Source organism: Proteus sp. G2618 (genome assembly GCF_009915995.1).
Classification (GTDB): Bacteria; Pseudomonadota; Gammaproteobacteria; order Enterobacterales; family Enterobacteriaceae; genus Proteus; species Proteus terrae.
The window spans coordinates 101,344-127,763 of sequence record NZ_JAABNI010000023.1; the positions used below are offsets into that span (position 1 = coordinate 101,344).

Here is a 26,420-nt window from a genome sequence, read left to right on the forward strand (position 1 = left end):
TGAGACAAATAATCCTTTTTTAGTGTATAAACGGGGGTTCTACGTTTATTGGTGCAGAGATTATTCTGAGTTTTATATCTTGGTTATTAGATAACACCGTTAATGGTTTACGATTGGATAAAAATTAGCATTTCTTTTTATTGCTCGAAATAAAGATAATGTGTTGCCTTAGAAGTATTCGAGGTGGGTACTCTGGTTGTTATCTCAGTCAAATTTTGCCGGTGAAACACCATTTAATATCAATAGAGTGATTGTGCTTATTCAAATGAATAAATTTTATTTGAACTTGCAACGAGACTTTTGAGTCACAGTTTGGCAACGAAGTGAGATTTTTCTTTATTGATGTGAGCGTTGTTTGTATTGTTACATAACTTAAATATGAACAGCGCAGGATCGAAATTATGCGTTAATCGTTCTAATTAGCCCATTTTTATGCAGTTTTTTTCTGCTCCAATTGGGAAAAGTAACGTAGAATATTGTGCCTTTAAGATTATTTACGTGTCCACTTTAATTTAAGTAGTGAATCGCGCCTTGTCGCTGCTTATTGTGGTTGATAGAGTAGACGGATTTTTCCGTCCCGGCTTGCAGGATTATCCTTTCGTATGTTTAAAAAATTTCGTGGCATGTTTTCCAACGATTTGTCTATTGACTTGGGTACCGCCAATACCCTTATTTATGTCAAAGGACAGGGTATTGTTCTCGATGAACCCTCCGTTGTCGCTATTCGTCAAGATCGCGCTGGCACATCAAAAAGTGTTGCAGCTGTAGGGCATGAAGCCAAACAGATGTTAGGGCGTACACCTGGGAATATCGCTGCCATCCGTCCAATGAAAGACGGTGTGATTGCTGATTTTTATGTAACCGAAAAAATGCTTCAGCACTTCATAAAACAGGTTCATAACAATAGCTTTATGCGTCCAAGTCCTCGTGTATTAGTTTGTGTACCCGTTGGGGCAACTCAAGTAGAACGCAGAGCTATTCGTGAATCAGCATTAAGTGCAGGTGCTCGCGAAGTGTTCTTAATTGAAGAACCTATGTCTGCGGCAATCGGTGCAGGTTTGCCTGTTTCTGAAGCAACTGGCTCAATGGTGGTTGATATTGGTGGTGGTACAACAGAAGTTGCTGTGATTTCATTAAACGGTGTCGTTTACTCTTCTTCTGTTCGTATCGGTGGTGACCGTTTTGATGAAGCTATCATTAACTATGTGCGTCGTAACTATGGCTCACTGATTGGTGAAGCAACAGCAGAACGTATCAAACACGATATCGGTTCAGCTTACCCTTCTGATGAAGTCAATGAGATTGAAGTTCGTGGTCGTAACCTTGCAGAAGGTGTACCTCGTAGCTTTACATTAAATTCTAATGAAATTCTTGAAGCCTTACAGGAACCATTAACAGGTATCGTAAGTGCAGTCATGGTTGCATTAGAACAATGCCCGCCAGAATTGGCTTCTGATATTTCAGAGCGCGGCATGGTATTAACTGGTGGTGGTGCGTTATTACGTAACCTAGACCGTTTATTAATGGAAGAAACAGGTATTCCTGTGATTGTTGCTGAAGATCCACTGACTTGTGTTGCTCGTGGTGGTGGTAAAGCATTAGAAATGATCGATATGCACGGTGGCGATCTGTTTAGCGAAGATTGAGATTAATTCTAACAAGGGAGAATGGATTCCCCCTTGGTGAGAATATTAACGCCTGTTCTTTTACTTCTCCGTGTGAGTGATCTTAGAGTTTATGAAGCCAATTTTTAGTCGGGGCCCTTCCCTGCAACTAAGATTAATAATCGCCGTGGTTGTCGCTATTTCTTTATTGATTGCTGATAATCGTATTGGTGCATTTTCTAAAGTCCGCCAGTATCTTGATACTGCTGTTAGTCCCTTCTATTTTCTTGCAAATGGCCCTCGCCGTTTCCTTGATCAAATTTCAGAAACATTTGCCACTCGTGAGCGTTTACAATTTGAGAATCAGGCGTTAAGAAAAGAGTTGTTAGTTCGCAGCGGAGAAAGTCAATTACTTGAACAATTTAAACAAGAGAATGCCCGTTTACGAGAATTACTTGGTTCACCATTACGCCAAAATGAACAAATGACAGTGACGCAAGTGCTGTCTGGTAATAGTACGCCTTATCGAGATCAAGTGGTTATTGATAAAGGCACCAATGATGGTGTCTATGAAGGACAACCTGTTATTAGTGATAAGGGTGTTGTAGGACAAGTTATTGCCGTAAGTGAGCTTACGAGTCGTGTCCTATTAATATGTGACACTTCTCATGCATTACCGGTACAAGTTTTGCGTAACGATATTCGAGTTATAGCTTCTGGTGCAGGTTGTGCTGATGATTTATTGTTAGAAGCATTACCCGCCAATATTGATATTCGTGTAGGCGATGTTTTAGTGACATCAGGATTGGGCGGTCGTTTCCCAGAAGGGTATCCTGTTGGTGTAGTATCTTCCGTTAAAGTAGATAATCAACGAGCTTATTCCGTGATTAATGTTCGTCCATCAGCAGAGCTACAGCGTTTACGCTATTTACTTTTATTATGGAATGCTTCAGATAAAACAGGGGAGCCCCCTCTTCCTTCAGAGGTTTATCACGCAGCCAATGAGCGTTTAATGCAATTGATGCCTCAAGTATTACCTAATTATGAACAAGCAGGGCCACCGCTTCCTCGTTCTATGTCTCAAGAGCCGTTAGACAATACGGCTGAAGGAACTAACGGAATCACGGCACCAGCAACAACGCCTGCTGCAACAAATACACCAGCTAATACCAATAGAAGTAGGTAGACACGATGAATCCATATCAAAGTCGTGGACGTTGGGTTGTTTGGCTCTCTTTTCTTGTCGCATTGGTTTTACAAATTATGCCGTGGCCAGAACAGTTAGCAGTATATAGACCTATTTGGCCCATGTTATTTCTTATTTATTGGATAACAGCAATTCCTCATCGTATCAGTGTCGGAACCGCATTTGTCTTGGGGATGGTTATGGACTTAGTCCAAGGAACGACCTTAGGTGTCAATGCACTGGCCTATACTTTAGTGAGTTATGTCATCGCCTTTAAATATCAGCTTTTTTGTAATTTAGCGTTATGGCAACAAGCCTTAGTGGTGATGTTCAGTGTTGTCGTTGTTGATCTTGCTGTATTTTGGGCGGAATTTTTACTTTCACCAGTGACTTTTCACCCTCAAGTATTCTGGAATAGCCCAGTCAGTGGTATTCTTTGGCCATGGCTTTATTTTTTGCTTCGCAAAATCCGTCACCAGTTTTTAGTTCACTAAGTTATTGGATCATGGCGGTCACTTTTGCGTTACCGTCATGAGGACATTATTTGTGACCACGCTTTACCTTGCTTCCAGCTCGCCAAGAAGACGTGAACTTCTCGCGTTATTAGATATTGAATTTAGTATTATCACGCCAGCAATTGATGAAATTTGGCAACAAGGTGAAAAGCCAGAAGAGTATGTTCTTCGTTTGGCAAAAGAAAAATCACAAGAAGGTGTAAGGCAAGCACCTCATGATTATCCCGTATTGGGCTCTGATACTATTGTGGTTCATGATGGTCATATTCTTGAAAAACCTCGTGATAAAACCCATGCCACGCAAATTCTACGTTCACTTTCAGGCGCAACTCATCAAGTGATGACAGCAATTGCTATCTCTAATAGAACACGGACATTGAGCCAATTAGTCGTCACACACGTCACTTTTAGAGAGATGACAGAGAGTGAGATTAGCGCGTATATTGAGTCAGGAGAGCCAATGGATAAAGCTGGCGCTTACGGTATTCAAGGAAAAGGAGGCCGTTTTGTTCAACGGATTGAGGGAAGTTATCATGCTGTTGTCGGATTGCCTCTTGTTGAAACCGAAGCGTTGATAACTCAATTTTCGTCTCTAGCTAATGAGAAGGAGATTTCATGACAGCTGAGTTATTAGTGAATGTGACGCCATCTGAAACTCGTGTTGCTTATATTCGTGGAGGCATACTTCAAGAAATACATGTCGAAAGAGAAGCTAAACGAGGTATCGTCGGAAACATCTACAAAGGTCGGGTAAGTCGCGTATTACCCGGGATGCAAGCTGCATTTATTGACATCGGGCTGGATAAAGCCGCTTTTCTACATGCTTCTGATATTATGCCTCACACTGAATGTATTGCGGGTGAAGAGCAGAAAAAATTTAATGTTCGTGATATTGCACAACTGGTGCATCAAGGACAAGACTTAATTGTACAAGTGGTTAAAGATCCTTTAGGAACTAAAGGTGCTCGCCTTACCACTGATATTACATTGCCTTCTCGTTATTTAGTCTTTATGCCTGGTGCATCTCATGTGGGTGTTTCTCAGCGAATTGATAGTGAAGAAGAGCGTGAGCGCTTAAAACAACTCGTTGAAGAGTATTGTGATGAAAATGGCGGTTTTATCATTCGCACAGCCGCTGAAGGTGTTGGCGAGAATGAAATTAAGCAAGATGCCGCTTTTCTTAAACGCTTATGGAATAAAATTATTGAGCGTAAGAAAAGAAATAAAACCCGCATTCAAATTTATGGCGAACTGGCTTTAGCACAGCGTATTTTACGCGATTTTGCAGGTTCTGAATTAGATAGCATACGAGTTGATTCTAAATTAACTTACAATCAACTACAGGAATTTATTGGTGAATATATTCCTGAATTAACCGCTAAACTTGAATTACACCAAGGCAATCAGCCTATTTTTGATCTCTATGGTGTAGAAAGTGAAATTCAACGGGCTTTAGAGCGCAAAGTTGAATTGAAATCAGGTGGTTATCTAATTATCGATCAAACTGAAGCAATGACCACTATTGATATCAATACAGGGGCATTTGTTGGTCATAGAAATTTAGAAGAAACGATTTTTAATACTAATATTGAAGCAAGCCAAGCCATTGCTCGTCAATTACGGTTACGTAATTTAGGCGGTATCATCATTATTGACTTTATTGATATGAATAATGATGAGCATAAACGCAGAGTATTGGCATCACTTGAACAAGCACTAAGTAAAGATAGAGTGAAAACAACGATTAATGGCTTCTCTCAACTTGGCTTAGTCGAAATGACACGTAAAAGAACTCGAGAAAGTCTCGAACATGTTCTTTGTGATGACTGCCCAACTTGCCAAGGGCGAGGTACGGTAAAATCAGTTGAAACGGTTTGTTATGAGATTTTACGTGAAATAGTGCGCGTACATAAAACTATTGATGCAGATCGCTTCTTGGTTTACGCCTCTTCAGCAGTGGCAGATACCTTAAAAGGTGATGAGTCACATGCATTAGCAGAGGTTGAAATTTTTGTCGGTAAACAAGTGAAAGTGCAAACTGAGCTACTCTATAGTCAGGAGCAATTTGATGTGGTGATGATGTAATGGATTCGCCTTCCTAATGAATATGATGGCAGAAAGGAGACAAAAATGAAGCGGCTGCCTAAATACCTGTTAGTGATAACAGTTTTTTGCCTCATCGTTTTTGCCTTGGTATTAAGCGGATTTCGCTACTTTCTGCCTCGCTTAGATAGCTATCGCCCTGAAATAGAATCGTATCTTACGAAGCAACTCAATAGCCCTGTCTCCATGACAAAAATCATGGGAGAGTGGCAAAATTTTGGCCCAGAGATCCAAGTAGAAGGGCTGAACGTAACCAATAAAGATGTGAACGTTACGGTAGAAAAAGTCACTTTTTCTTTTGATGTTTGGCGTTCATTATTTGCTTTTCGCCCTCATTTTCGTGAGCTAACTTTTGAACAGTTATATGTTAATTACCACAGTCCTATTTTTACTGGGCAAAGTGGAGATATAACGTTAACTGAACCTGATGATATTTCTTCTATTTTCCTTGAACAGTTTGATCGTTTTAAACTGATTGAAAGCCGTTTTGTTTTTTTAACCCCTTCAGGAGACACCAGTACATTGCATGTGCCTGAATTGATGTGGTTAAATCAAAAAAATCGTCATCGTGCTCAAGGTGAAGTCACTCTTGATACACCGATTAATCATTATGGCGGATTAAAGGTACGTCTTGATCTCTATACCACAGAGAACGGTTTAATCGATAACGGTAAAGTATTTCTTACTGCTGATGATATTGATATCTCACCTTGGCTTAGTCAGTGGGTAAAAAATAATAGCGGAGTAGGTGAAGCCAAAGCGAGTTTATCTAACTGGATTGAAATTACTCAAGGGCGTATTACCGGAAGTCAGTTGCAAATTCATCAAGGTGAAATGGATTGGAGTAGTGATGGAACCTCACATGCATTAAAAGTTGAAGACTTAATACTGCGGATGAGAAGGCAAGAAAATGGTTGGCTTGCTGATATTCCTTATACTCGAAAAATTACCATGGATGGTGAAGAGTGGCCTGATGGCTATTTAGCCGTTCTTTATCAACCAAAAGAAAAACAACATGATGAAGCATGGCGTATTCGTGCCAAAAATATTGAGTTAGATAGGCTATATGCTGTATTGCCATTATTCTCTTTTTTAACCCCTGATTTTGTTCGTCAATGGCAGTATCGCCAATTTTCTGGGATGGTTAATGATTTTGCATTAGATCTCACGCCTGAGCATTTCGAGCAAAGCGCGATTAATCTCTCATGGGAAAATGTGGGTTGGAAGCGTTGGCAAGAGATCCCTTCAGTACAACATTTCAGTGGGCAATTAAAAGGTAATATGCAACGCGGTGAACTTAATTTCGCGTTAGCAAACAGTGAAATAGATACTGGTGAATTGTTTAAAGCACCGCTGAATATTGAGAAAGGGAAAGGAACAGTTTATTGGACTCATTCTGGAGATGACTTATCTCTTTGGAGTGAAGGGTTAGATGTTCAAGCTACATCAGCATGGGTTACGGGTGATTTTCGTTACGAGAAACAAGGAGAAGATCAGCGTCTTTCTATACTCTCAGGTGTAAGAGTTACAAATGCAGGAGATGCATGGCGTTATCTGCCAGAGGAATATGTTGGTAAAGAGCTTACACAATACCTCTCAGAGGCGATTATTGCGGGTAATATCGATAATGGAACCTTTATTTTCCATGGCGATCCCGCCGATTTTCCTTTTGATAATCACAAAGGGTGGTTCCAAGTTTATGCCCCTGTTAAACACGCCACCTTTAAATTTGATAGCGAATGGCCTGTATTATTCGATCTAGATATTAATTTAGATTTTAAAAATGATGGGCTATGGATGTCTTCTGCACAGGCGAAAGTGGGCAAAGCCACTGCCACAAATTTAAGTGCAGTGATTGAGAGCTATCGACAAGAGAAGATCTTAATTAATGCAGATATTCAAGCCACAGGCGACGAGCTGAAAGAGTATTTCTTAGATTCTCAAATGGCGAGTATAGGTCATACACTTGAAGAGCTTAAAGTCGCAGGGAAAATCAATGGTACATTGAAATTAGATATTCCCTTTGATGGTGAAGATGTGATTGCTTCTGGTGATATTAATTTAAAAAACAATGATGTCACATTGAATTTTATGGATACCACCTTACAGGGCGTAAGTGGACAATTTCGTTATCACAATGACAAACTTGAGAGTGATACATTAACGGCTAATTGGTTTGGGCAGCCTCTCGCTTTCTCATTTACAAGTCACAATGATACGGATAATTATCAGGTCGATGTGGGCTTAAAAGGCCAATGGGATATTCAAAAAATTCAAGGATTGCCTAGCGATATTCAACAGAAATTTAGTGGCGTATTTCCTTGGAGTGGCAACGTTGATGTGAAGATCCCCGAAAAAGGCGATGTCGATTATCAAGTCGATTTAACCGGAAATATCAATGCATTAAGTAGCAAATTAACTGCACCTGAAACGCAAGATTTAAAAACTTCACCACCTATTGTTATTTCTGCAAAAGGTAACAGTGAAACCTTAAGTGTGAATGCAGGTGCTGAGAAACAGTGGAAACTTAATAGCCAGTGGACATTAGGAAAACAGTTACGGTTATTACAAGGTAACCTTGTTTCTTCTTCTATTAAATTACCAGAATTGAGTTCACAACAACGCTTAACTATTGCTCTTAAAGGATTAGAGGGTGATAAATGGTTGCCAACATTAATGGCTTTTTCATCTTTAACGCCATCTGAAAATGAAATCACTTTTCCTGATAATGTGCACATCAGTTTGCCTGACTTAAATTTTGCAGGGCAAAAATGGCGTGATCCTCAAACTGAAATTATGCGCGTTAGTGACGGTGTAAAATTTGCATTTTCAGGAAATGAATTACGAGGCGATGTGTTTATTCCTGAAGCATCGGCACCTTGGCAAGTGAATATTAATTATCTCTATTTTAATGCTGTTTCTTCTACCCAAGAAGAGAAAACGTTAAAAATGGCGAACGTTGCTGATCCTAATGAATTGAAATTTTCAGTAAAAAATATTCCTTCTATTGATTTTGAATGTCGAGAATGTTGGGTGAATGGTCTGCTTTTAGGGCAAATTCAAGGCTCATTAAAGCAAAGTAATGGCACATTGCTTTTAACTGACGGTAAATTAGAAAATAGCAGTGGTGAGCTACATGTTAATGGCGAATGGTCTGATGATATCGCAGGAAACAACACTACAAAGCTACAAGGTCAGCTAAAAGCAGATGAAATTGATGAAATGGCAGCTTACTTTGGCTATATCGTTCCTATTTTGCAATCTCCTCTTTCTGCTGATTTTTCATTACAATGGCATAATACGCCGTGGAATTTTGAGCTTGCGACCTTAAATGGCGATATTAAATCAACTTTAGGTAAAGGGCGGATAGAAAAAGTGAATGTCGGACAAGCCGGTAAGTTACTTCGCCTTGTGAGTTTCGATGCACTTTTACGTAAATTACAGTTTGATTTTAGAGATACTTTCAGCGAGCATTTTGAATATGACTCGATTAAGAGTGAAATTACGATTAATCAAGGTATTATGAATGCTGATAGTGTCCGAATTGATGGTGTTATTGCTGATATTGCAATCAGTGGGAAAGTTGATTTACTTGAACGTAAAATGGACCTACAAGTTGTGGTAACGCCAGAGATTTCAGCAACAGTCGGTGTTGCTACTGCATTCGCTATAAACCCAATTGCAGGCGCCGCAGTGTTTGCGGCATCAAAGGTTCTGGGGCCACTTTGGAGTAAGATTTCAGTTATCCGTTATCATGTGACCGGAACTATGGAACAACCCAAAATTGACGAAGTACTGCGTCAGCTTAAGGAGAATCAGGCGTTATGAAAAAAGTTAATGTCGCACTTTTGCAACTTTGTAGCGGTAAAAACACAAAAAATAATCTGGCGCAAATTGAGCAACAGATTAAGCAATTACCCGATTCAGTGAAGCTTGTATTAACACCTGAAAATGCGTTACTTTTTTCAAACTCTAAAGATTACCATAAACACGCTGAAATTCAGGGCGATGGGCCTTTACAAAATGCTATCGCTAAAATGGCTCAGCGTTACAAAGTATGGATCTTAGTCGGTTCTATGCCATTGATTAGTCGAGACTCTCCAGACCAAATTACCAGCAGTAGCTTGGTGTTTGATGATGAAGGGGTTATTCGCGCTCGTTATGACAAAATCCATATGTTTGATGTCAGTATTGATGATGAGCAAGGTGAATATAATGAGTCTTCTATTTATCAACGTGGTGAACGCTTAACCGTTGTTGATACTCCCGTTGGGAAATTAGGTTTAACGATCTGTTATGACTTACGCTTCCCAGGTATTTTCCAAGCATTAAGAGAAAAAGGTGCCGAGATAATCTCTGTGCCAGCTGCTTTTACCCGTTTAACAGGAAAAGCACACTGGGAACCTTTATTACGTGCTCGTGCCATTGAGAATCAGTGTATTATCTTAGCGCCAGCACAAGTGGGTACACATGATACGCGCCGGACTTGGGGTCATACTATGGCGGTTGATGGCTGGGGTAAAGTCTTGAAAAAGAACCCTGATGCTGTCAGTGCGCTAACGCTGAATGTTGGTGTCGAAAGTTTACACGGTATGCGTGAACAGATCCGAGTTGTAAAACATAACCGTTTTCGCCCGAAACTGACCCACTTAATCAAAAAAGTTAAGGATAAAGAAGAATTATGAGTTTAGCTGTTGTCAGCGAAAGTCTGTTGGAAGCAAACAAACTTAGTTTAGATGATTTAGCATCAACACTAGAGCAGCTTGCACAGCGTCAAATTGATTATGGTGATCTTTATTTTCAGTCCAGTTATCACGAGGCTTGGGTCCTCGACGATCAGATTATTAAAGATGGCTCTTACAATATTGATCAAGGTGTTGGCGTTAGAGCAATTTACGGTGAAAAAACCGGTTTTGCTTATGCTGACCAACTAACGCTTAACGCACTTAACCAAAGTGCTCATGCTGCACGAAGTATTGTTCAAGCTAAAGGTAATGGTCGTATCCATACTTTAGGTGCTATTCAACATTCTCCGCTATACAGCTTAAATGATCCTCTGCAAAGCCTCTCTCGCGAAGAGAAAATTGCATTATTGCATGAGGTAGATAAAGCCGCTCGTGCTGAAGATAAACGCGTTAAACAAGTTAATGCGTCATTAACTGGTGTTTATGAGCATGTGCTGGTTGTTGCAACTGATGGTACGTTAGCCGCTGATGTACGTCCTTTAGTTCGCCTTTCTGTCAGCGTGCTGGTGGAAGAAGATGGCAAACGTGAGCGTGGTGCAAGTGGCGGTGGTGGTCGCTTTGGTTATGACTATTTCTTAACTAAATTGGATGGTGAAAGCCATGCAGTCACTTATGCTCGTGAAGCAGTACGTATGGCATTAGTGAATTTATCTGCGATTGCAGCACCAGCGGGAACAATGCCTGTGGTATTAGGTGCAGGATGGCCGGGTGTATTATTGCATGAAGCTGTGGGTCATGGTTTAGAAGGTGATTTTAACCGCCGTGAAACATCTGTATTTTCTGGTCGCCTTGGTGAGAAAGTCACTTCCGAGCTTTGTACGATTGTTGATGATGGTACTCTTGAAGGCCGTCGAGGCTCTGTTGCTATCGACGATGAAGGTGTTCCGGGTCAATACAATGTTTTAATCGAAAACGGCATCTTAAAAGGCTATATGCAAGATAAGATGAATGCACGTTTAATGGGTGTTGCACCAACAGGAAATGGTCGTCGTGAGTCTTATGCGCATCTTCCTATGCCTCGTATGACGAACACCTATATGTTAGCAGGCAAATCTTCGCCTGAAGAAATTATTGCCAGCGTTGATCGCGGTATTTATGCACCAAACTTTGGTGGTGGCCAGGTTGATATCACATCGGGTAAATTTGTTTTCTCAACTTCAGAAGCTTATTTAATTGAGAATGGGAAAATAACAAAACCCATTAAAGGGGCAACTCTGATTGGTTCAGGTATTGAAGCCATGCAACAGGTCTCTATGGTGGGTAATGATCTCGCTTTAGATAAAGGAGTCGGCGTTTGTGGTAAAGAAGGACAAAGCCTCCCTGTTGGTGTGGGTCAACCAACGTTGAAGCTTGATAAGATCACCGTAGGTGGTACTGCTTAATCTTTGTTATAGTTATTTATACGTATTAATTAAACTCCATCTTTTGATGGAGTTTTTTATCCCAGAGACAGTGAAGGTGCTAATTTATGGGTAAACGTTTATTACCAGTTATTATTGTTATTGCTGTTTTATTTGGTGTTCTCTATAAAGGTTTACTTCCTGAAGCGAAAGTATCATCCTCTTCATCGCCAGTTTCTGTTCCAACATCATCAAGCAACAGCAGCAATAAACCAGCACAAATCCCTCTTTCTATTGATGAAAAAACACAAGCCAATGTAGTGGCTAACTATTTACAACGTCATCAACAGCTACCGAGTTTTTATCTCACTAAAAGACAGGCAAGAGAGCAAGGCTGGAATGCGAAAGAAGGTAACTTATGTGAAGTTCTGCCGGGAAGAGCAATTGGTGGTGATCGTTTTATGAACCGTGAAAAACAGCTACCAGAAGAAGCAGGACGCCAGTGGTATGAAGCTGATGTGAATTATCACTGTGGTCATCGTGGTAGCGACAGATTGCTCTATTCGAATGATGGGTTGATTTATGTCACCACCGACCATTATCGCACAATGACAAAGGTTGCTCCTTAATGAAACAGGTTATCTTCGATTTTAAGATGCTAGTAGATAGAGATGCTTTTTATCAGGATTTTGCACTGCAATTTCAGTTAGATGATAATTTTGGCGATAACCTAGATGCATTATGGGATGCGTTAGTGGGAGGAATAGAATTGCCTGTCAGTATTGTGTTTAAGCATCTACCTCATCATTCCCGTGATTTTCAGCCTTTAGTGGAAGTGATGCAAGAAGCACAAAATGAGCTTGGTAAAGACGTATTGAGCTTTCATTGTGAGCATAAAGCGCAAAAGTAATTAAGCGTAGAAGGCTCGTCCTGAAAATCGCAGTGATACTGAATTTACACTGCGTTTTCAGGATGATCAGGTTTTATGCTGATTCTGATAAATCTTTTAGATATTGGAATAGTAAGCGGAATGATTTTGGTGGTTTATTCGCTTCTTTTTCTTTTTTTGCATTACGGATAAGTGTGCGTAATTGTTGGCGATCGGCCATTGGATAAAGCGCCACGACTTCTTCAATCACTTCATTACCACCTTCAACAAGGCGAATTCGCAGATCTTCTAGTTTATGTAACACTAAGATCTGTTGGTTATGGCGGTTTTTCAGTTTATCAAGCGCTTGGCGGATCGGATCTTCGTCCACATTGCGCAGTAGTTTTCCAATATATTGAATTTGGCGGCGGCGTGCTTCACGCTGTACTTTTTGTGCTAATTGAATAGAGGCTAATAATTTTTCATCTAATGGCACACGTTCTAACTCTTGCGCACTTAATTCAACTAATTCAGTACCCAGTTTTTTGAGTGCTTCAGCATCACGTTTAATTTCACTTTTGCTGACCCAGATGATTTCGTCCTCTTCTTCCTCTTCTGACGACGTATCGTCAAATTCAGGATTGAGGTAATGCCACTCTTCAGGCTGCTTTGCCATAATAAAAATTCCTGTTGCAGAGTAAGCCGGGAGTGTGATTTGGTGAATGACCAAAAGCCCGACGGGTGATAACATTCATATATCTTCTATTGTAACTGGGAAAATCGCTTGTTGACCACCTGTCAATTGATTTACTTTGCTAAAAATAAGTAAAAAGTGGTGTTCTCCTTAGGAAAAATGGTTCTCAATGAATAATTCAGATCAGGTAAAACAGCTTGAAGACGCCGTCTCACTCGCATTAGAGCTGGCTGCGAAACAGTGTGATAGTGCCGAAGTCGCTATTAATAAATCGACGGGCATAAGTGTGAGTACGCGTTATGGTGAAGTTGAAAATGTTGAATTTAACAGTGATGGTGCTTTAGGCATTACGGTTTACCAACAACAACGTAAAGGTAGTGCATCTTCAACAGATTTAAGCCCTGATGCAATTAAGCGTGCTGTACAGGCCGCTGTGGATATTGCGCGCTACACTTCCATTGATCCGTATGCAGGACCTGCTGATCAAGAACTATTAGCCTTTGATGCGCCTTTCCTTGATCTTTACCATCCTACTGAGGTAACGGCAGATAAAGCGATTGAATTAGCATCAAGAGCAGAAAAAGCCGCTTTAGATAGTGATAGCCGAATTATTAATACAGAAGGAGGCAGCTTTAATAGCCACAGTGGAACCCGTGTATTTGGTAATAGCCTTGGCTTATTAAAAAGCTATTCATCTTCACGCTATTCTATGTCGAGTTGTGTTATTGCTCGTGATGGTGAAGATATGGAGCGCGATTATGCCTACACCATTAGTCGTCGTTTTGATGATCTAGAATCACCTGAATGGGTAGGTCAAGAGTGTGCTCGCCGTACTTTATCTCGCCTTGCACCTCGTAAGCTGCCAACCATGAAAGCCCCCGTTATTTTTGCAGCCGATGTTGCGACAGGTATTTTTGGTCATTTAGTTGCGGCAATCAGTGGTAGCATGATTTATCGAGAGTCTTCTTGTTTACTCGATAGTTTAGGTAAGCAAATTTTCCCTCAATGGTTAAATATTCAAGAGCGTCCTCACTTAATGAGAGGCTTGGCATCAACACCGTTTGATAGCGAAGGTGTGCGCACAACAGATGCCGAAATCATTAAAGATGGTGTATTACAAGAGTGGCTATTAACCACTTATTCAGCAAGAAAACTGGGTTTAAAAAGTAATGGTCATGCTGGTGGGATCCATAACTGGTATATCCCTGGGCAAGGTTTATCGTTTGATGCATTGTTAAAAGAGATGGGAACAGGTCTTGTTGTCACTGAATTGATGGGACAAGGCGTCAGCACAGTAACGGGTGATTATTCTCGTGGCGCGAGCGGTTTTTGGGTTGAAAATGGTGAAATCCAATACCCTGTAAGCGAAGTGACTATTGCCGGTAACTTAAAAGATATGTGGGCAAATATTGCCACTATGGGTGATGATATCGAGATACGCAGTAATGTTCAGTGTGGATCGTTGTTATTACCAGAAATGAGTATTGCAGGTGAGTAAATTTTAGATACTTATCGCGACCTTTAATCTCAGCCCGCAATGGGCTGAGATATCGCGTTTATCAGTGTGCTTTTCAATTTGAGAAGATAAAAATAAGACGCGAACCTTCAGCTCTGTTTAACGGTGTAATTCACCCGCAGCTTCCGGTTGGTATAGAATTTCTAATACTTTAACCTTGGTTTCAAGGCCATTTGGCAGCTTCCAACTGATCTCATCATCAACCGCTAAACCTAGTAGCGCAGCACCCATTGGTGCCATAACGGAAAGTTCAGTAGTGCTGTCTTTTAATGAAGCCGGATACACTAACGTACGAGTACGCTCTTCATTATTTTTTAAGTCCATAAAACGGACTTTGCTGTTCATTGTGACAATATTAGCAGGGATATCAGCTGGTGTAACAATGTCAGCACGATCTAATTCTTCATTCAATGCTTCAGCAATCGGGCTATCTGCAAATGCCGGTTGTTCAAGTAATGAATCTAAACGTTCAGCATCAAGTTCGTTGATGATAATTGTTGGCTTTGTCATACCACACTCCAATTTATTCCAATGCAAAACAACACCCCCACGGGTGAAGTGGGGGTGTTGTTAAACTCATATAAGAGATAATAGGCGGTTCTGTATAAAAAAGAAAGAGACAGTGATCACAGTCTCTTTCGGGTTATTTAGTTAAGAAATGCTAATCTATTGTTTTCTATTACGATTATTCTTCATCAAACCCCGATTCAAATAATGCGATAATAGCATCAATAGCTTCATTTTCATCACTACCAGTAACTTCTATATCAATTTGACTGCCTTGCTCTGAATCTAACATCAGCATAGCAATCACACTATCCGCTTGTGCTTCAACCCCTTCGTTGTTGCGTAAAATGACGGTTGATTGAAATGTTTTTACTAAATCAAACAATTTCATCGCAGGTCTTGCATGCATACCGAGTCGATTTTTAATCGCAACTTGTCGATATTGGGTCATTTGCGTTTTTCTAGTGTTCTGTGGCGTGATTGTACGTTTTTCCCTCTAGAGCGGAAATAATCTGCGAGTTGCTCCGCAACATAAACAGAACGGTGTTTACCACCCGTACAACCAATCGCAACCGTCAAATAACTACGGTTATTGGTTTCTAACATCGGCAACCAAAGTTCAAGGTAGCTTCTAGTTTGATAAATAAAGTTATGAACTTCGGTGTGTCTATCTAAAAATGCTGCGACAGGGCGATCAAGACCTGTCATTGGGCGCAGTTTAGGATCCCAATGTGGATTTGGTAAGAAGCGCACATCAAAAACATAGTCTGCATCAATAGGAATACCATGCTTAAAGCCAAACGATTCAAAGACCATCGTCAGCTCACGTTCACGCTTACCTAATAAGCGAGTACGCAACATTTCTGCGAGCTCATGAACTGACATCTCAGAAGTATCAATGATGAGATCAGCGCGTGATCGCAATGGCTCAAGTAGATCACTTTCGGTATCAATTGCCATTTCTAATGAAAGGTTCTTGGTCGAAAGAGGGTGAAGACGTCGAGTATCACTATAACGACGAATTAAGGTATTTCTATCTGCATCTAAAAATAAGAGTTGTGGAGAATATTCAGCGGGTAAACTTTCCAGCGCTTTTTCGAAGATCTCCGGCGACTCTGGCATATTTCGGACATCAATACTGACTGCGGCAGCAGAAGCATCACGTTCAGCCAGTGTTTTTGCGAGCTCAGGTAAAAGATCAACAGGTAAGTTATCAACACAATAAAATCCCATGTCTTCAAGCGCACGCAAAGCGACTGACTTACCTGAACCAGAGCGTCCGCTGACTATCATCAGCACCATGAGGTAGCTCCCCTATAATTTCCCAGTGATGAATATCATTCCACTGTATGCTATTCGCGTCCTACTAAACCCGTAGGGGTTATTCTGTGATAATCTGATAAAGCTCTTCATCACTTTGTGCGGAGCGTAGTCGGCGACATAAGTTTTTGTCTGCCAACTGTTTTGCAATCAAAGACAGTGTGTGTAAATGTTCCTTACATTGTGTCGCAGGAACGAGTAATGCGAACAACAAGTCGACAGGTTGATTATCAATAGCGTCGAAGGCAATAGGTTCGCTTAGGTGAAGAAACACACCAACTACTTTTTCTGTTTCATCACTTTCAATACGTCCATGAGGGATAGCTAAACCACCCCCAATCCCTGTTGTACCGACTTTTTCACGCGTCAATAAAGCTTCAAATATCAGTGTTTCGGGTAAATTAAGTGCTTTTGCTGCATTTTCACTGATAATTTCTAACGCGCGCTTTTTACTCGTGCAATGTACATCATTATGCGTACATGCCAGAGAAAGTACGTCGCTAATATTCATCTTTGTATCGTTGTTCATTGTCTTATTCACTTAGACCAGCAAACCAGATGCCACAAAGTGACATCTGGTTTTTTGTTACTGATATTGATTAGGCGTTGGATTAAACCGAGTCATAAACAACGCAGTAACTTCGCCGATTGTATCCCCATTTTACAATGGGAAATGAATTAATGTTGTCTCAGTTTATCTTTGTGTTTGGTTAATTGACGAGCCAGCTTATCCATTAATCCATCAATTGCTGCGTACATATCTTCTGCTTCTGCAGAAGCATGCAACTCACCGCCATTAACTTGAATGGTCGCTTCCGCGATTTTATTAACTTTCTCGACTTTCAGGATCACCTGAACGTTATTAATTTTGTCAAAGAACTGAGGTAATTTCGCGCTTTTTGCTTTGACTGTGTCACGCAGAGCATCGGTTAATTCAATATTATGACCAGTGATTTGAAGTTCCATAGTGTCTTCCTTCTCAATTATGCTCAAACCAACTCTTTGCGTTGATTTGAAGGCGGGATGGATAATGACTCTCTATACTTCGCAACAGTGCGTCGAGCAACTTGTATTCCAAGTTCTCCGAGCATATCAGCCAGTTTACTATCACTAAGTGGTTTCGCTGGATTTTCTGCTGCGATGAGTTTCTTCACTAAAGCCCTGATTGCTGTTGAAGAGGCTTCGCCTCCGCTATCAGTATTCACATGGCTAGAGAAAAAATACTTCAATTCGAAAATTCCTCTTGGGCAATGCAAAAATTTTTGCGTTGTCACTCGAGAAATGGTGGATTCGTGCATTTCAACCTGTTCAGCAATATCTGCTAACACAAGGGGTTTCATATGCTCTTCACCCAATTCGAAAAATGCCTGCTGTGTGTCAACAATGCAATGAGCGACTTTTAATAATGTCTCATTACGGCTTTCTAAACTTTTTATCAGCCATTTGGCTTCTTGTAAATTGTCACGAATAAATTTTCCATCGCTCTCATTTTGAGTTGATTGACCCAATGCCGCATAGGTCTCATTTATTCGTAGGCGAGGAATGCTATCTGTATTTAACTCAACTTGCCAGCGTTCACCTGATTTTTTTACCAGTATATCTGGAATAACATACTCTGACTCGCCTGTATCAATACTTAATCCGGGCTTAGGATCAAGAGACTGGATCATCTCAATAACAGATTTAAGTGTCTCTTCTCGTAACTTCGTTTGACGCATCAATTGGCGAAAGTCACGGTTACCTAGCAACTCTAAATATTGGCTAATCACTAACTGCGTTTCTTTAAGATAAGGTGTTTCTGTTGAAAAAGCGGATAGCTGAATCAAAAGACACTCTTTTAAATCACGCGCAGCAACACCAATAGGATCAAAGCGTTGGATACGTTTTAATACAACTTCGACTTCATCAAGCTCTAACTCATCATCGCCCATTCCAGCAAGGATGTCATCTGTTGTGACAGTTAAATATCCTGTTTCATCAATAGCATCGATAATACTTATCGCAATTGCTCTGTCTGTTTCTGAAAACGGAGTGAGATCAGCCTGCCATGTTAGGTAATCTTGCAATGAAGCAGTTGTTTCGCCTTGATACAGTGGAAGTTCATCATCAGTATAGTCATTACTGGTGCCAGAAGGTGTGCCTGCGGTGTAGATCTCTTCCCATTGAGTATCTAAAGGGAGATCGTCAGGCATCTCTTTTTGCTCTAAAGCATCCAGCGTATCGAACTCTTCAACTTCGTTTTCAGTTGTTGTTTCTGTTGTGGAGTCTGACTGATTTTCTGTATGAGAGGTATCATCTGAAACGGGATCTTGCTGATCATCGTCTTGTTCTAGAAGTGGATTAGACTCAAGCGCTTGCTGAATTTCTTGTTGTAATTCAAGCGTCGAAAGTTGCAACAAACGAATAGCCTGTTGTAGCTGTGGCGTCATTGCCAGTTGCTGACTAAGACGAAGTTGCAGACTTTGTTTCATAATAATGCGATGAGTCCTTTGCTGTTGTCATCCATGACAGAGTAAAAGTGAATCAAAGATTACAGGCGGAAGCCTTCACCTAAGTAAACACGTTTAACTTGCTCATTTTCAAGAATTTCTTCTGGTGAACCATGAGCAATAAGGTGACCTTGGCTGACGATATAAGCACGTTCACACACATCTAATGTTTCACGAACGTTATGGTCAGTAATCAGTACACCTAATCCATAATCACGTAGATGCTGGATAATTTTTTTAATATCTAATACGGAAATAGGGTCAACACCCGCAAAAGGTTCATCTAATAAAATGAATTTAGGGTTTGCTGCCAATGCCCGTGCGATTTCAACACGACGGCGTTCACCCCCTGATAATGATTGCCCTAAGCTGTTACGTAAGTGGCTGACATTAAACTCTTCTAGCAGCTCTTCTGCACGGTCTTTTCGTCCTTCAGGTGTTAGATCATGACGGATTTCTAAGATCCCCATAATGTTGTCATAAACGCTTAAGCGTCTAAAAATAGACGCTTCTTGAGGAAGATAACCAATGCCTTTACGTGCTCGTTCATGTAACGGTAACAGCGTAATGTCTTCATCATCAATTGTAATACTACCTGCATCACGAGCTACAATGCCAACAACCATATAAAATGTGGTTGTTTTACCTGCACCATTAGGTCCAAGTAAGCCGACAATCTCACCTGAATTAACGTTCAGGCTCACATCACCGACAACGGTGCGCCCTTTGTATGCTTTCGCTAAATTTTCAGCTTTTAACAGCGCCATAAAGTGTTACTTACCTTTGTTGTTAACACCAGGGCCTTTCTCTTGCAACTGGGAAGGCAGTAAAACAGTAGTTACTTGTTTACCTTTACCGCTAAAAGCTTCCATTTGCTGAGTTGGGACGAGATAAGTGATCTTATCACCGGTGATATTACTGTCTAATTGTTCAAGATAGGCTTTACCCGTTAAGGTCATTAACTCTTTATCCATTTCATAGGTCATTTTCTCGCCACGACCTTTGATAGGTTTGCCATCATCTTGTAACTGATAAAAAGTCACAGGGTTACCAAACGCTTCTATTACGATCCTTTTGGAGTCACCGCCTGGGCGTGTGACAACAACTTTATCAGCACGAATATCGATAGAACCTTGTTTGATCACAACATTTTGTGTAAAGGTTGTGACGTTTTTTTCTAGATCAAGCGACTGTTTCTCTGAGTTCACAACAATAGGTTGTTGTGTGTCATCTTTAAGCGCCATCGCAGGTACACTTATCGCTAAAAGTGTACCGATAATCAGTGTATTACGGATTTTTTGATTCATTAGGGATCTCATAATAGGTGTTTACCTTTTCAATCAGCTCTGCACGTTTCTCGCGCAGATTGCCTCGCATTTTTAAGCCGACTGATTTCAGTCCGACGCCGATAATAGTCACTTCATCATCAGAGGAAACATCCTGTGTATCCAAATTTGCAATAGCATTGTCTGTGCTTATTCTCTGTAGCTGAGAATCATCCGTTAAGCTATCAATTTGAACATCGCCATAAAGATAGAGCATTTTACTGTTTGTTAGCTTGGCTTTATTTGCGCGTACTGTCCATGTTGCATCCCCTGTCGGTGAATAGGTAGTTAAGACAGGGTTAGTAAACCATGTAAACTTTTGCTGAGCATAGTTTTTGACATCATCAGCAACAAGTTTATATCCGAGTATACCTGTTGGCTCGTAAACAAAAGATATCGATGATTTGGATTGATAGGTTGGCTGACCATCATCAACAATCTCACCATCACCGAATTCAGTGTTATTAGTATAGTTCCAGCCAATCAGCCCAAGGGCGATAATGGCAAGAATTAAGGTAAACCAGGATTTTAATTTATTCATTCTGTATCGTTATACGTTAAATCGAAAGACCTTTAGCTTCTTCAAGCCGACCTTGCGCTAAAAGGATTAAATCACACAATTCTCGTACTGCACCACGACCACCTGCAATGCGTGTCACGTAATTTGCACGAGGTGTTAGTAATGGATGTGCATCAGCCACGGCGACAGAAAGTCCCACTTTTTCCATTACAGGTAAATCAATCAGGTCGTCACCAATATAGGCTGTTTGTTCAGGTTTAAGGTTTAGTGTATCTAACAGTTGTTGATACGCCAAAAGCTTATTATGCTGACCTTGGTAAAGATATGTAATGCCAAGGGTTTTAGCACGATCTTCTAACAGCTTAGAGTGACGACCTGTAATGATAGCAACCTCAATGCCGGATGTAAGCAAACAACGGATGCCATACCCATCACGGACATTAAAGGCTTTTAATTCTTCGCCATTATTGCCCATGTAAATGAGTCCGTCAGACATCACACCATCAACATCACAAATCAGCAATTGGATTTTTTCTGCTTTTTTGATGATTTGCTCACTTACTGCACCATAACAAGTTTCTATCATTGTATTCATTTTTATCCTTCGAATGTTATGAATAGCTTATACAACACCAGCCTGTAATAAATCATGCATATGTAAAACACCTAACAGGATATCACTATCTTGTTCTGTTACTAATAGCGAGGTGATATGTTTTGCTTGCATTAAATTCAGTGCTTCAACCGCCAAACAATCAGGGCGAATACGAATACCGCCTTTTGTCATAACATCTGATATTTTGGCATTATTAAGGTCTATCCCTAAATCAAATATTCTTCGTAAATCACCGTCAGTAAAGATACCGTTGATCAGCATACTATCATCACAAATGACGGTCATACCTAATTTTTTACGGGTTATCTCGACAAGTGCTTCACGTAAAGTGGCGTCTTTAGTGACGCGTGGAATATCTGCCTCTTTATTCATTAAATCACTGACATGAAGGAGTAATTTACGACCTAACGCACCACCTGGATGAGAAAGAGCAAAATCTTCAGCAGTAAATCCACGGGCACGTAACAGTGCGATCGCGAGTGCATCCCCCATTACCAAGGTTGCCGTTGTACTGGTTGTTGGTGCAAGGCCTAAAGGACAGGCTTCTTTAGGTACTTTAATACAAAGATGAATATCAGACGCTTTCCCCATTGTACTTTGAGGAGTGCGTGTCATACAAATCAGTGTTATCTGTTTACGTTTAAGTACTGGGATCAGCGCGAGGATCTCGCTGGCTTCACCTGAGTTTGAAATTGCCAGAACGATATCTTTTTCTGTCACCATGCCTAAGTCACCATGGCTTGCTTCACCGGGATGAACGAAGAAAGAAGGTGTTCCTGTGCTGGCGAATGTAGCCGCAATTTTATGTCCAATATGGCCAGATTTACCCATACCCATAACAATCACTCGACCTTGGCAGTGAAAAATTTTTTCGCAGGCAAGAGTGAAGTCATCATTGATATATTGTTCTAGTTCAGCTAACCCATCACGCTCAATATGAAGGACTTTTTTACCCGCTTGCTGAAAATCAAACTCGGTCATTTTTTTGTACCATTTATTTTAGGTTAAGAGAGAATGTGCGACGCACAACACCGTAATATAAACAATAAAGCAAACTAACAAGAATATTCCTTTACCTCGATTAAGACGTCGTTTACGCCCTAATGAAAAGAGAGAAAACAGTAAACTGGCGACACCAAGCACAGCAAAGCTAAAATAAAATGTGTTGATATTAAATGTGCTTGGTGAGAGTAATGCTGGCATTCCTAACACAAAAGTTAGATTGAAAATATTAGCACCTATAATATTCCCTAATGCTAATTCATTCTCGCGTCTTAGTGCTGCCACAATAGTTGTGGCTAATTCAGGTAGGCTTGTTCCTATAGATAGCAAGGTTAAACCAACAAAAAAGCCACTAAGATGATACTGTTGCATTAAAATAAAGACATTATCCAATATCATTTGAGTAGCAACTGGAATAATAAGTAAAGCAATAACAACCCAAAAAAGTGCAACAGAATTACGGGGATTTGTCTGTAATTCGAAACGCGTTAAGGTTTCTAAAGGTAATACGTGACGCTCTTGCGTGAGTGTTTTATGCATCGTTTTTATCATTAGAAAGATGGATGCAAAACCAATAAAAAAGAGTAGCGTACCTTCTCTAAGCCCTAAGTTTCCGCTAGAAACGATAATGCCAACGAGCATGATGACTATAATCATCAAGGGAAGCTCTTTTTTGAGCACTGCGGATTGAATGTTCATGGGATAAATCATCGCGCCAATACCTGCGATGAGAAGAAGGTTGGTGAGTGTTGAGCCAATGGCCGTCCCGATAGCAATATCAGGCAAATTATGTACAGCTGCATCGGTTGAAACAAAAAGCTCAGGCAGTGAAGTACCAGTGCCTACAATTAAGATACCGATAACGGCTGGTGGGATTTTTAACGATTGCGCAAAAACGCTCGCACCATAAACTAATCGGTCTGATGCATAAACGAGTAGCATCAATCCAAAAATTAAAAGAGACAAAGTAATCAACATGCCATCAGTTTTCCAACAATGAGCGAATAAAGAAAAAACCAATAAGACAGGGCTGATAAAAAAACATATTGTCAAAAGGTTTTGCTAATTAACCATATTTTGACTAGCCAAGCACGAAAAGTAAAATTAACCGTGCAATAAATTGCTAAATAGTGGTGATTTCTTTGTAACATAGCGAATGACCTGCCAAAATAGCGTAAAAATTCGTTTATGCAGACAGGCTTGAGGATGTTTTATTCATGAACGCACAATCTGACAATCTAATTGAAGTGCGCAATATGAACTTCACTCGCGGTAGCAGAAAGATCTTCTCTGAGATTAATCTTGTTGTACCAAGAGGAAAAGTGACTGCGATTATGGGCCCTTCAGGGATTGGTAAAACAACCTTGTTACGCCTAATGGGAGGACAAATCCTTCCAGATAGTGGTGAAATTTGGTTTGATGGCGACAATATTCCTACGCTATCGCGCTCTGCGTTGTATCAGGCAAGAAAGAAAATGAGTATGCTTTTTCAATCGGGTGCACTGTTTACAGACATGAATGTGTTTGAAAATGTGGCATTTCCACTAAGAGAGCATACAAATTTACCTGAAGCATTGATCCGTACAACGGTGATGATGAAACTTGAAGCTGTAGGTTTACGTGGTGCGGCAAGTTTAATGCCTTCTGAATTATCAGGAGGAATGGCGAGAAGGGCGGCATTAGCAAGGGCTATTGCGCTTGATCCTGAACTGATTATGTTTGATGAGCCATTTGTTGGGCAAGATCCTATCACCATGGGTGTGCTTGTTAAATTAATTGATGAGTTAAATCATGCGCTTGGTGTGACTTGTGTTGTGGTTTCCCATGATGTACCTGAAGTGTTAAGTATCGCAGATTACGCCTATATTGTTGCAGAGCAGAAAGTCATTGCTCAAGGTAGCGCACAAGAATTACAGGACAATCCAAATAGGCAAGTAAGACAGTTTTTAGATGGTATTGCTGATGGCCCTGTACCATTCCGTTTTCCTGCGGGAGATTATCAGGACGACCTATTAGGACGAGGAAATTAGTACGTGGTAAATTTATTATCTCGCATTGGCGTTAGAGCGTTAGCGATTTTTGCAACCTTTGGTAGAGCTGGCATTATGCTCTTTCGTGCATTAGTCGGTAAGCCTGAATTTCGTAAACAGTGGCCTCTGTTACTGAAGCAATTGTATAACGTCGGTGTTCAATCCTTATTAATTATCATGGTATCTGGCTTATTTATTGGCATGGTGTTGGGATTACAAGGCTATCTTGTTTTAACAACCTTTAGTGCTGAAGCTAGCCTTGGCATGATGGTCGCACTTTCATTGTTAAGAGAATTAGGCCCAGTCGTCACGGCATTATTATTTGCGGGTCGTGCGGGCTCGGCTTTAACAGCTGAAATCGGCTTAATGAAAGCCACAGAACAAATTTCCAGTTTAGAAATGATGGCAGTCGATCCTTTAAGACGTGTCGTTGCACCCCGTTTTTGGGCGGGTCTTATTAGTATGCCATTGCTTTCACTTATTTTTGTTGCCATCGGTATCTGGGGTGGTGCAATTGTGGGGGTGGATTGGAAAGGGATCGATGAAGGCTTTTTCTGGGCATCTATGCAAGGTGCCGTTGAATGGCGACTCGATTTAGTAAACTGCTTTATTAAAAGTGTCGTTTTTGCTATTACCGTCACTTGGATAGCGCTCTTTAACGGGTATGACGCAATCCCAACATCAGAAGGGATTAGCAGAGCAACAACACGTACTGTTGTTCATTCATCGTTAGCCGTATTGGGTTTAGATTTTGTGCTAACAGCACTGATGTTTGGGAACTAAGTCATGCAAAGTAAAAAAATTGAAGTTTGGGTTGGTCTATTTGTTCTGATTGCGTTAGCTGCCGTGATTTTCTTATGTCTTAAAGTGGCTGATATTAAAGAAATGGGTAATCAACCGACTTATCGCGTTTATGCCAGCTTTGGTAATATAGGTGGGTTAAAAGAATGTTCCCCAGTTAAGATTGGTGGTGTGGTGATTGGCCGTGTTTCTTCTATCACTTTAAAAGAAGAAGATGAAGGGAATTATCGCCCTGAAGTCGCGCTCGATATTCTGAGCATTTATGACCACATTCCAGAAAGTAGCTCACTGTCTATTCGTACATCGGGTTTATTAGGTGAACAGTTCCTTGCATTGAATTTAGGCTTTTATGATGAAGCATTAGATTCTACTCTGCTCAAAGATGGAGGACGGATCACAAACACTAATTCAGCAATGGTATTAGAAGATCTGATTGGTCAATTCCTTTATAAAACGGGTGATGGTGATGATTCAGCAAAATCTGAATCTCAACCAACGCAAGAACACTCTGCATTACCTTAATCATTAATTCCTATACGATGCATTTATACATTTAGCGTCATGAATGCATCGTATTATTGAAACCCTATTTGAGGAGAAGCGAACGTATGTTTAAACGCTTATTGATGGTCGCATTATTAGTGATAACGCCTTTTGCAATGGCAGTAGATAAAACTAATCCTTACGCATTGATGGAAGATGCGGCGCAAAAGACTTTTAGTAAATTAAAAAATGAACAGCCTGAAATTCGTAAAAACCCTGAAGTTTTACGTCAAATTGTTCAGCAAGAATTATTGCCTTATGTACATATCAAATATGCGGGCGCATTAGTGTTAGGACCGCATTATCGTAATGCAACACCTGCACAACGTGATGCTTATTTCACGGCATTTGAAGCGTATCTTGCTCAAGTATATGGTCAAGCATTAGCGATGTATGAAGGCCAAGAGTACCGTATTGAGCCTGCAAAACCTTTCGCAGATAAATCAACTCTAACTATTCGTGTCACTATCATTGATACAAATGGTCGCCCACCTGTTCGTCTTGATTTCCAATGGCGTAAAAATAGCAAAACAGGCGAATGGCAGGCGTATGATATGATTGCTGAAGGTGTCAGTATGATCACAACAAAACAGAATGAGTGGTCAGATATTTTAAATTCTAAAGGTGTTGATGGTTTAACAAAACAGTTAGAAATCAGTGCTAAAACACCAATTACACTGGATGAGAAAAAATAAC

General features: G+C 40.5%; 28 protein-coding genes. 15 read left to right on the top strand and 13 right to left on the bottom strand.

The window, feature by feature from the left end; translation table 11 throughout:
• Positions 1-602 precede the first annotated feature (602 nt).
• The 10 genes from mreB (at position 603) to GWJ01_RS12665 (ending at position 12,403) form a co-directional block, all read left to right on the top strand.
• On the top strand, positions 603-1,646 hold the full coding sequence (gene mreB / locus GWJ01_RS12620; RefSeq protein WP_023582893.1) for a rod shape-determining protein MreB: 1,044 nt from the start codon (positions 603-605) through the stop codon (positions 1,644-1,646).
• A gap of 91 nt (positions 1,647-1,737) precedes the next feature.
• Positions 1,738-2,790: a rod shape-determining protein MreC gene (gene mreC / locus GWJ01_RS12625; RefSeq protein ID WP_109393129.1), complete on the top strand. Its 1,053-nt coding sequence runs from the start codon at positions 1,738-1,740 to the stop codon at positions 2,788-2,790.
• Positions 2,791-2,795: 5 nt separating this feature from the next.
• Positions 2,796-3,284, top strand: a complete 489-nt coding sequence (gene mreD / locus GWJ01_RS12630; protein WP_109393130.1) for a rod shape-determining protein MreD — start codon at positions 2,796-2,798, stop codon at positions 3,282-3,284.
• 52 nt (positions 3,285-3,336) lie between these two features.
• Positions 3,337-3,924: a Maf family protein gene (locus tag GWJ01_RS12635; RefSeq protein ID WP_161711166.1), complete on the top strand. Its 588-nt coding sequence runs from the start codon at positions 3,337-3,339 to the stop codon at positions 3,922-3,924.
• Positions 3,921-5,390, top strand: coding sequence for a ribonuclease G (gene rng, locus GWJ01_RS12640; protein WP_088493817.1), 1,470 nt, complete (start codon positions 3,921-3,923; stop codon positions 5,388-5,390). Before GWJ01_RS12635 ends, rng begins: the two co-directional genes overlap by 4 nt.
• A 45-nt stretch (positions 5,391-5,435) precedes the next feature.
• Positions 5,436-9,236 carry an AsmA2 domain-containing protein YhdP gene (gene yhdP / locus GWJ01_RS12645; protein ID WP_109401365.1) on the top strand — a complete coding sequence of 1,267 codons (3,801 nt, stop codon included), beginning with the start codon at positions 5,436-5,438 and terminating at the stop codon, positions 9,234-9,236.
• Positions 9,233-10,093 carry a deaminated glutathione amidase gene (gene nit1 / locus GWJ01_RS12650; RefSeq protein ID WP_109393133.1) on the top strand — a complete coding sequence of 287 codons (861 nt, stop codon included), beginning with the start codon at positions 9,233-9,235 and terminating at the stop codon, positions 10,091-10,093. Before yhdP ends, nit1 begins: the two co-directional genes overlap by 4 nt.
• Entirely contained in the window at positions 10,090-11,535 is a 1,446-nt protein-coding gene (gene tldD, locus GWJ01_RS12655; protein WP_161711167.1) for a metalloprotease TldD, read from the top strand. Before nit1 ends, tldD begins: the two co-directional genes overlap by 4 nt.
• An 86-nt stretch (positions 11,536-11,621) precedes the next feature.
• A complete protein-coding gene (locus GWJ01_RS12660) occupies positions 11,622-12,122 on the top strand; it encodes a ribonuclease domain-containing protein (RefSeq protein ID WP_109401363.1) in 501 nt (166 codons plus the stop codon).
• Positions 12,122-12,403 carry a barstar family protein gene (locus GWJ01_RS12665; RefSeq protein WP_075671469.1) on the top strand — a complete coding sequence of 94 codons (282 nt, stop codon included), beginning with the start codon at positions 12,122-12,124 and terminating at the stop codon, positions 12,401-12,403. Before GWJ01_RS12660 ends, GWJ01_RS12665 begins: the two co-directional genes overlap by 1 nt.
• 73 nt (positions 12,404-12,476) lie before the next feature.
• On the opposite strand, the gene yjgA is transcribed toward GWJ01_RS12665, so the two are convergent.
• A complete protein-coding gene (gene yjgA / locus GWJ01_RS12670; protein ID WP_088495963.1) occupies positions 12,477-13,037 on the bottom strand; it encodes a ribosome biogenesis factor YjgA in 561 nt (186 codons plus the stop codon).
• Between the two features lie 187 nt (positions 13,038-13,224).
• Here yjgA and pmbA point away from each other — a divergent pair, with 187 nt between their 5' ends.
• Positions 13,225-14,553 carry a metalloprotease PmbA gene (gene pmbA / locus GWJ01_RS12675; protein ID WP_109393136.1) on the top strand — a complete coding sequence of 443 codons (1,329 nt, stop codon included), beginning with the start codon at positions 13,225-13,227 and terminating at the stop codon, positions 14,551-14,553.
• Between the two features lie 117 nt (positions 14,554-14,670).
• Here pmbA and rnk read toward each other — a convergent pair whose 3' ends face one another.
• From rnk to GWJ01_RS12735, 12 genes are all read right to left on the bottom strand, one after another.
• Positions 14,671-15,081 (bottom strand): nucleoside diphosphate kinase regulator, encoded by a 411-nt coding sequence (rnk, locus tag GWJ01_RS12680; protein ID WP_109393137.1) that lies wholly within the window; start codon positions 15,079-15,081, stop codon positions 14,671-14,673.
• 175 nt (positions 15,082-15,256) lie between these two features.
• Positions 15,257-15,529, bottom strand: coding sequence for a PTS phosphocarrier protein NPr (npr, locus tag GWJ01_RS12685; protein ID WP_006535359.1), 273 nt, complete (start codon positions 15,527-15,529; stop codon positions 15,257-15,259).
• Positions 15,526-16,380, bottom strand: coding sequence for an RNase adapter RapZ (gene rapZ, locus GWJ01_RS12690; RefSeq protein WP_023582880.1), 855 nt, complete (start codon positions 16,378-16,380; stop codon positions 15,526-15,528). Before rapZ ends, npr begins: the two co-directional genes overlap by 4 nt.
• A 79-nt stretch (positions 16,381-16,459) precedes the next feature.
• Positions 16,460-16,927, bottom strand: coding sequence for a PTS IIA-like nitrogen regulatory protein PtsN (ptsN, locus tag GWJ01_RS12695; protein WP_023582879.1), 468 nt, complete (start codon positions 16,925-16,927; stop codon positions 16,460-16,462).
• A gap of 149 nt (positions 16,928-17,076) precedes the next feature.
• Positions 17,077-17,364 (bottom strand): ribosome hibernation promoting factor, encoded by a 288-nt coding sequence (hpf, locus tag GWJ01_RS12700; protein WP_036913954.1) that lies wholly within the window; start codon positions 17,362-17,364, stop codon positions 17,077-17,079.
• A gap of 23 nt (positions 17,365-17,387) precedes the next feature.
• Positions 17,388-18,869 carry an RNA polymerase factor sigma-54 gene (rpoN, locus tag GWJ01_RS12705; protein ID WP_109393138.1) on the bottom strand — a complete coding sequence of 494 codons (1,482 nt, stop codon included), beginning with the start codon at positions 18,867-18,869 and terminating at the stop codon, positions 17,388-17,390.
• Positions 18,870-18,928: 59 nt separating this feature from the next.
• Positions 18,929-19,654, bottom strand: a complete 726-nt coding sequence (lptB, locus tag GWJ01_RS12710; RefSeq protein WP_109393139.1) for an LPS export ABC transporter ATP-binding protein — start codon at positions 19,652-19,654, stop codon at positions 18,929-18,931.
• A gap of 6 nt (positions 19,655-19,660) precedes the next feature.
• Positions 19,661-20,194 carry a lipopolysaccharide ABC transporter substrate-binding protein LptA gene (gene lptA, locus GWJ01_RS12715; protein ID WP_075671459.1) on the bottom strand — a complete coding sequence of 178 codons (534 nt, stop codon included), beginning with the start codon at positions 20,192-20,194 and terminating at the stop codon, positions 19,661-19,663.
• Positions 20,175-20,753 (bottom strand): LPS export ABC transporter periplasmic protein LptC, encoded by a 579-nt coding sequence (gene lptC / locus GWJ01_RS12720; protein ID WP_075671457.1) that lies wholly within the window; start codon positions 20,751-20,753, stop codon positions 20,175-20,177. The genes lptA and lptC overlap by 20 nt, the downstream gene beginning before the upstream one ends.
• A gap of 16 nt (positions 20,754-20,769) precedes the next feature.
• Entirely contained in the window at positions 20,770-21,327 is a 558-nt protein-coding gene (kdsC, locus tag GWJ01_RS12725) for a 3-deoxy-manno-octulosonate-8-phosphatase KdsC (protein ID WP_161711168.1), read from the bottom strand.
• 27 nt (positions 21,328-21,354) lie between these two features.
• Positions 21,355-22,329, bottom strand: a complete 975-nt coding sequence (kdsD, locus tag GWJ01_RS12730; RefSeq protein ID WP_109393140.1) for an arabinose-5-phosphate isomerase KdsD — start codon at positions 22,327-22,329, stop codon at positions 21,355-21,357.
• A gap of 18 nt (positions 22,330-22,347) precedes the next feature.
• Positions 22,348-23,328 carry a calcium/sodium antiporter gene (locus tag GWJ01_RS12735; RefSeq protein ID WP_098941209.1) on the bottom strand — a complete coding sequence of 327 codons (981 nt, stop codon included), beginning with the start codon at positions 23,326-23,328 and terminating at the stop codon, positions 22,348-22,350.
• A 239-nt stretch (positions 23,329-23,567) separates the two neighbouring features.
• Between GWJ01_RS12735 and mlaF the strand changes: the two genes are divergently transcribed.
• The 4 genes from mlaF (at position 23,568) to mlaC (ending at position 26,419) form a co-directional block, all read left to right on the top strand.
• Positions 23,568-24,380 (top strand): phospholipid ABC transporter ATP-binding protein MlaF, encoded by an 813-nt coding sequence (gene mlaF, locus GWJ01_RS12740; protein WP_109393142.1) that lies wholly within the window; start codon positions 23,568-23,570, stop codon positions 24,378-24,380.
• 3 nt (positions 24,381-24,383) lie between these two features.
• Entirely contained in the window at positions 24,384-25,163 is a 780-nt protein-coding gene (mlaE, locus tag GWJ01_RS12745) for a lipid asymmetry maintenance ABC transporter permease subunit MlaE (protein ID WP_075671447.1), read from the top strand.
• A 3-nt stretch (positions 25,164-25,166) separates the two neighbouring features.
• The gene (mlaD, locus tag GWJ01_RS12750; RefSeq protein ID WP_161711169.1) at positions 25,167-25,703 is read left to right on the top strand and encodes an outer membrane lipid asymmetry maintenance protein MlaD; all 537 of its coding nucleotides are present in this window, start codon (positions 25,167-25,169) and stop codon (positions 25,701-25,703) included.
• 86 nt (positions 25,704-25,789) lie between these two features.
• Positions 25,790-26,419 carry a phospholipid-binding protein MlaC gene (gene mlaC / locus GWJ01_RS12755; RefSeq protein WP_075671443.1) on the top strand — a complete coding sequence of 210 codons (630 nt, stop codon included), beginning with the start codon at positions 25,790-25,792 and terminating at the stop codon, positions 26,417-26,419.
• The last annotated feature ends 1 nt before the right edge of the window (position 26,420 follow it).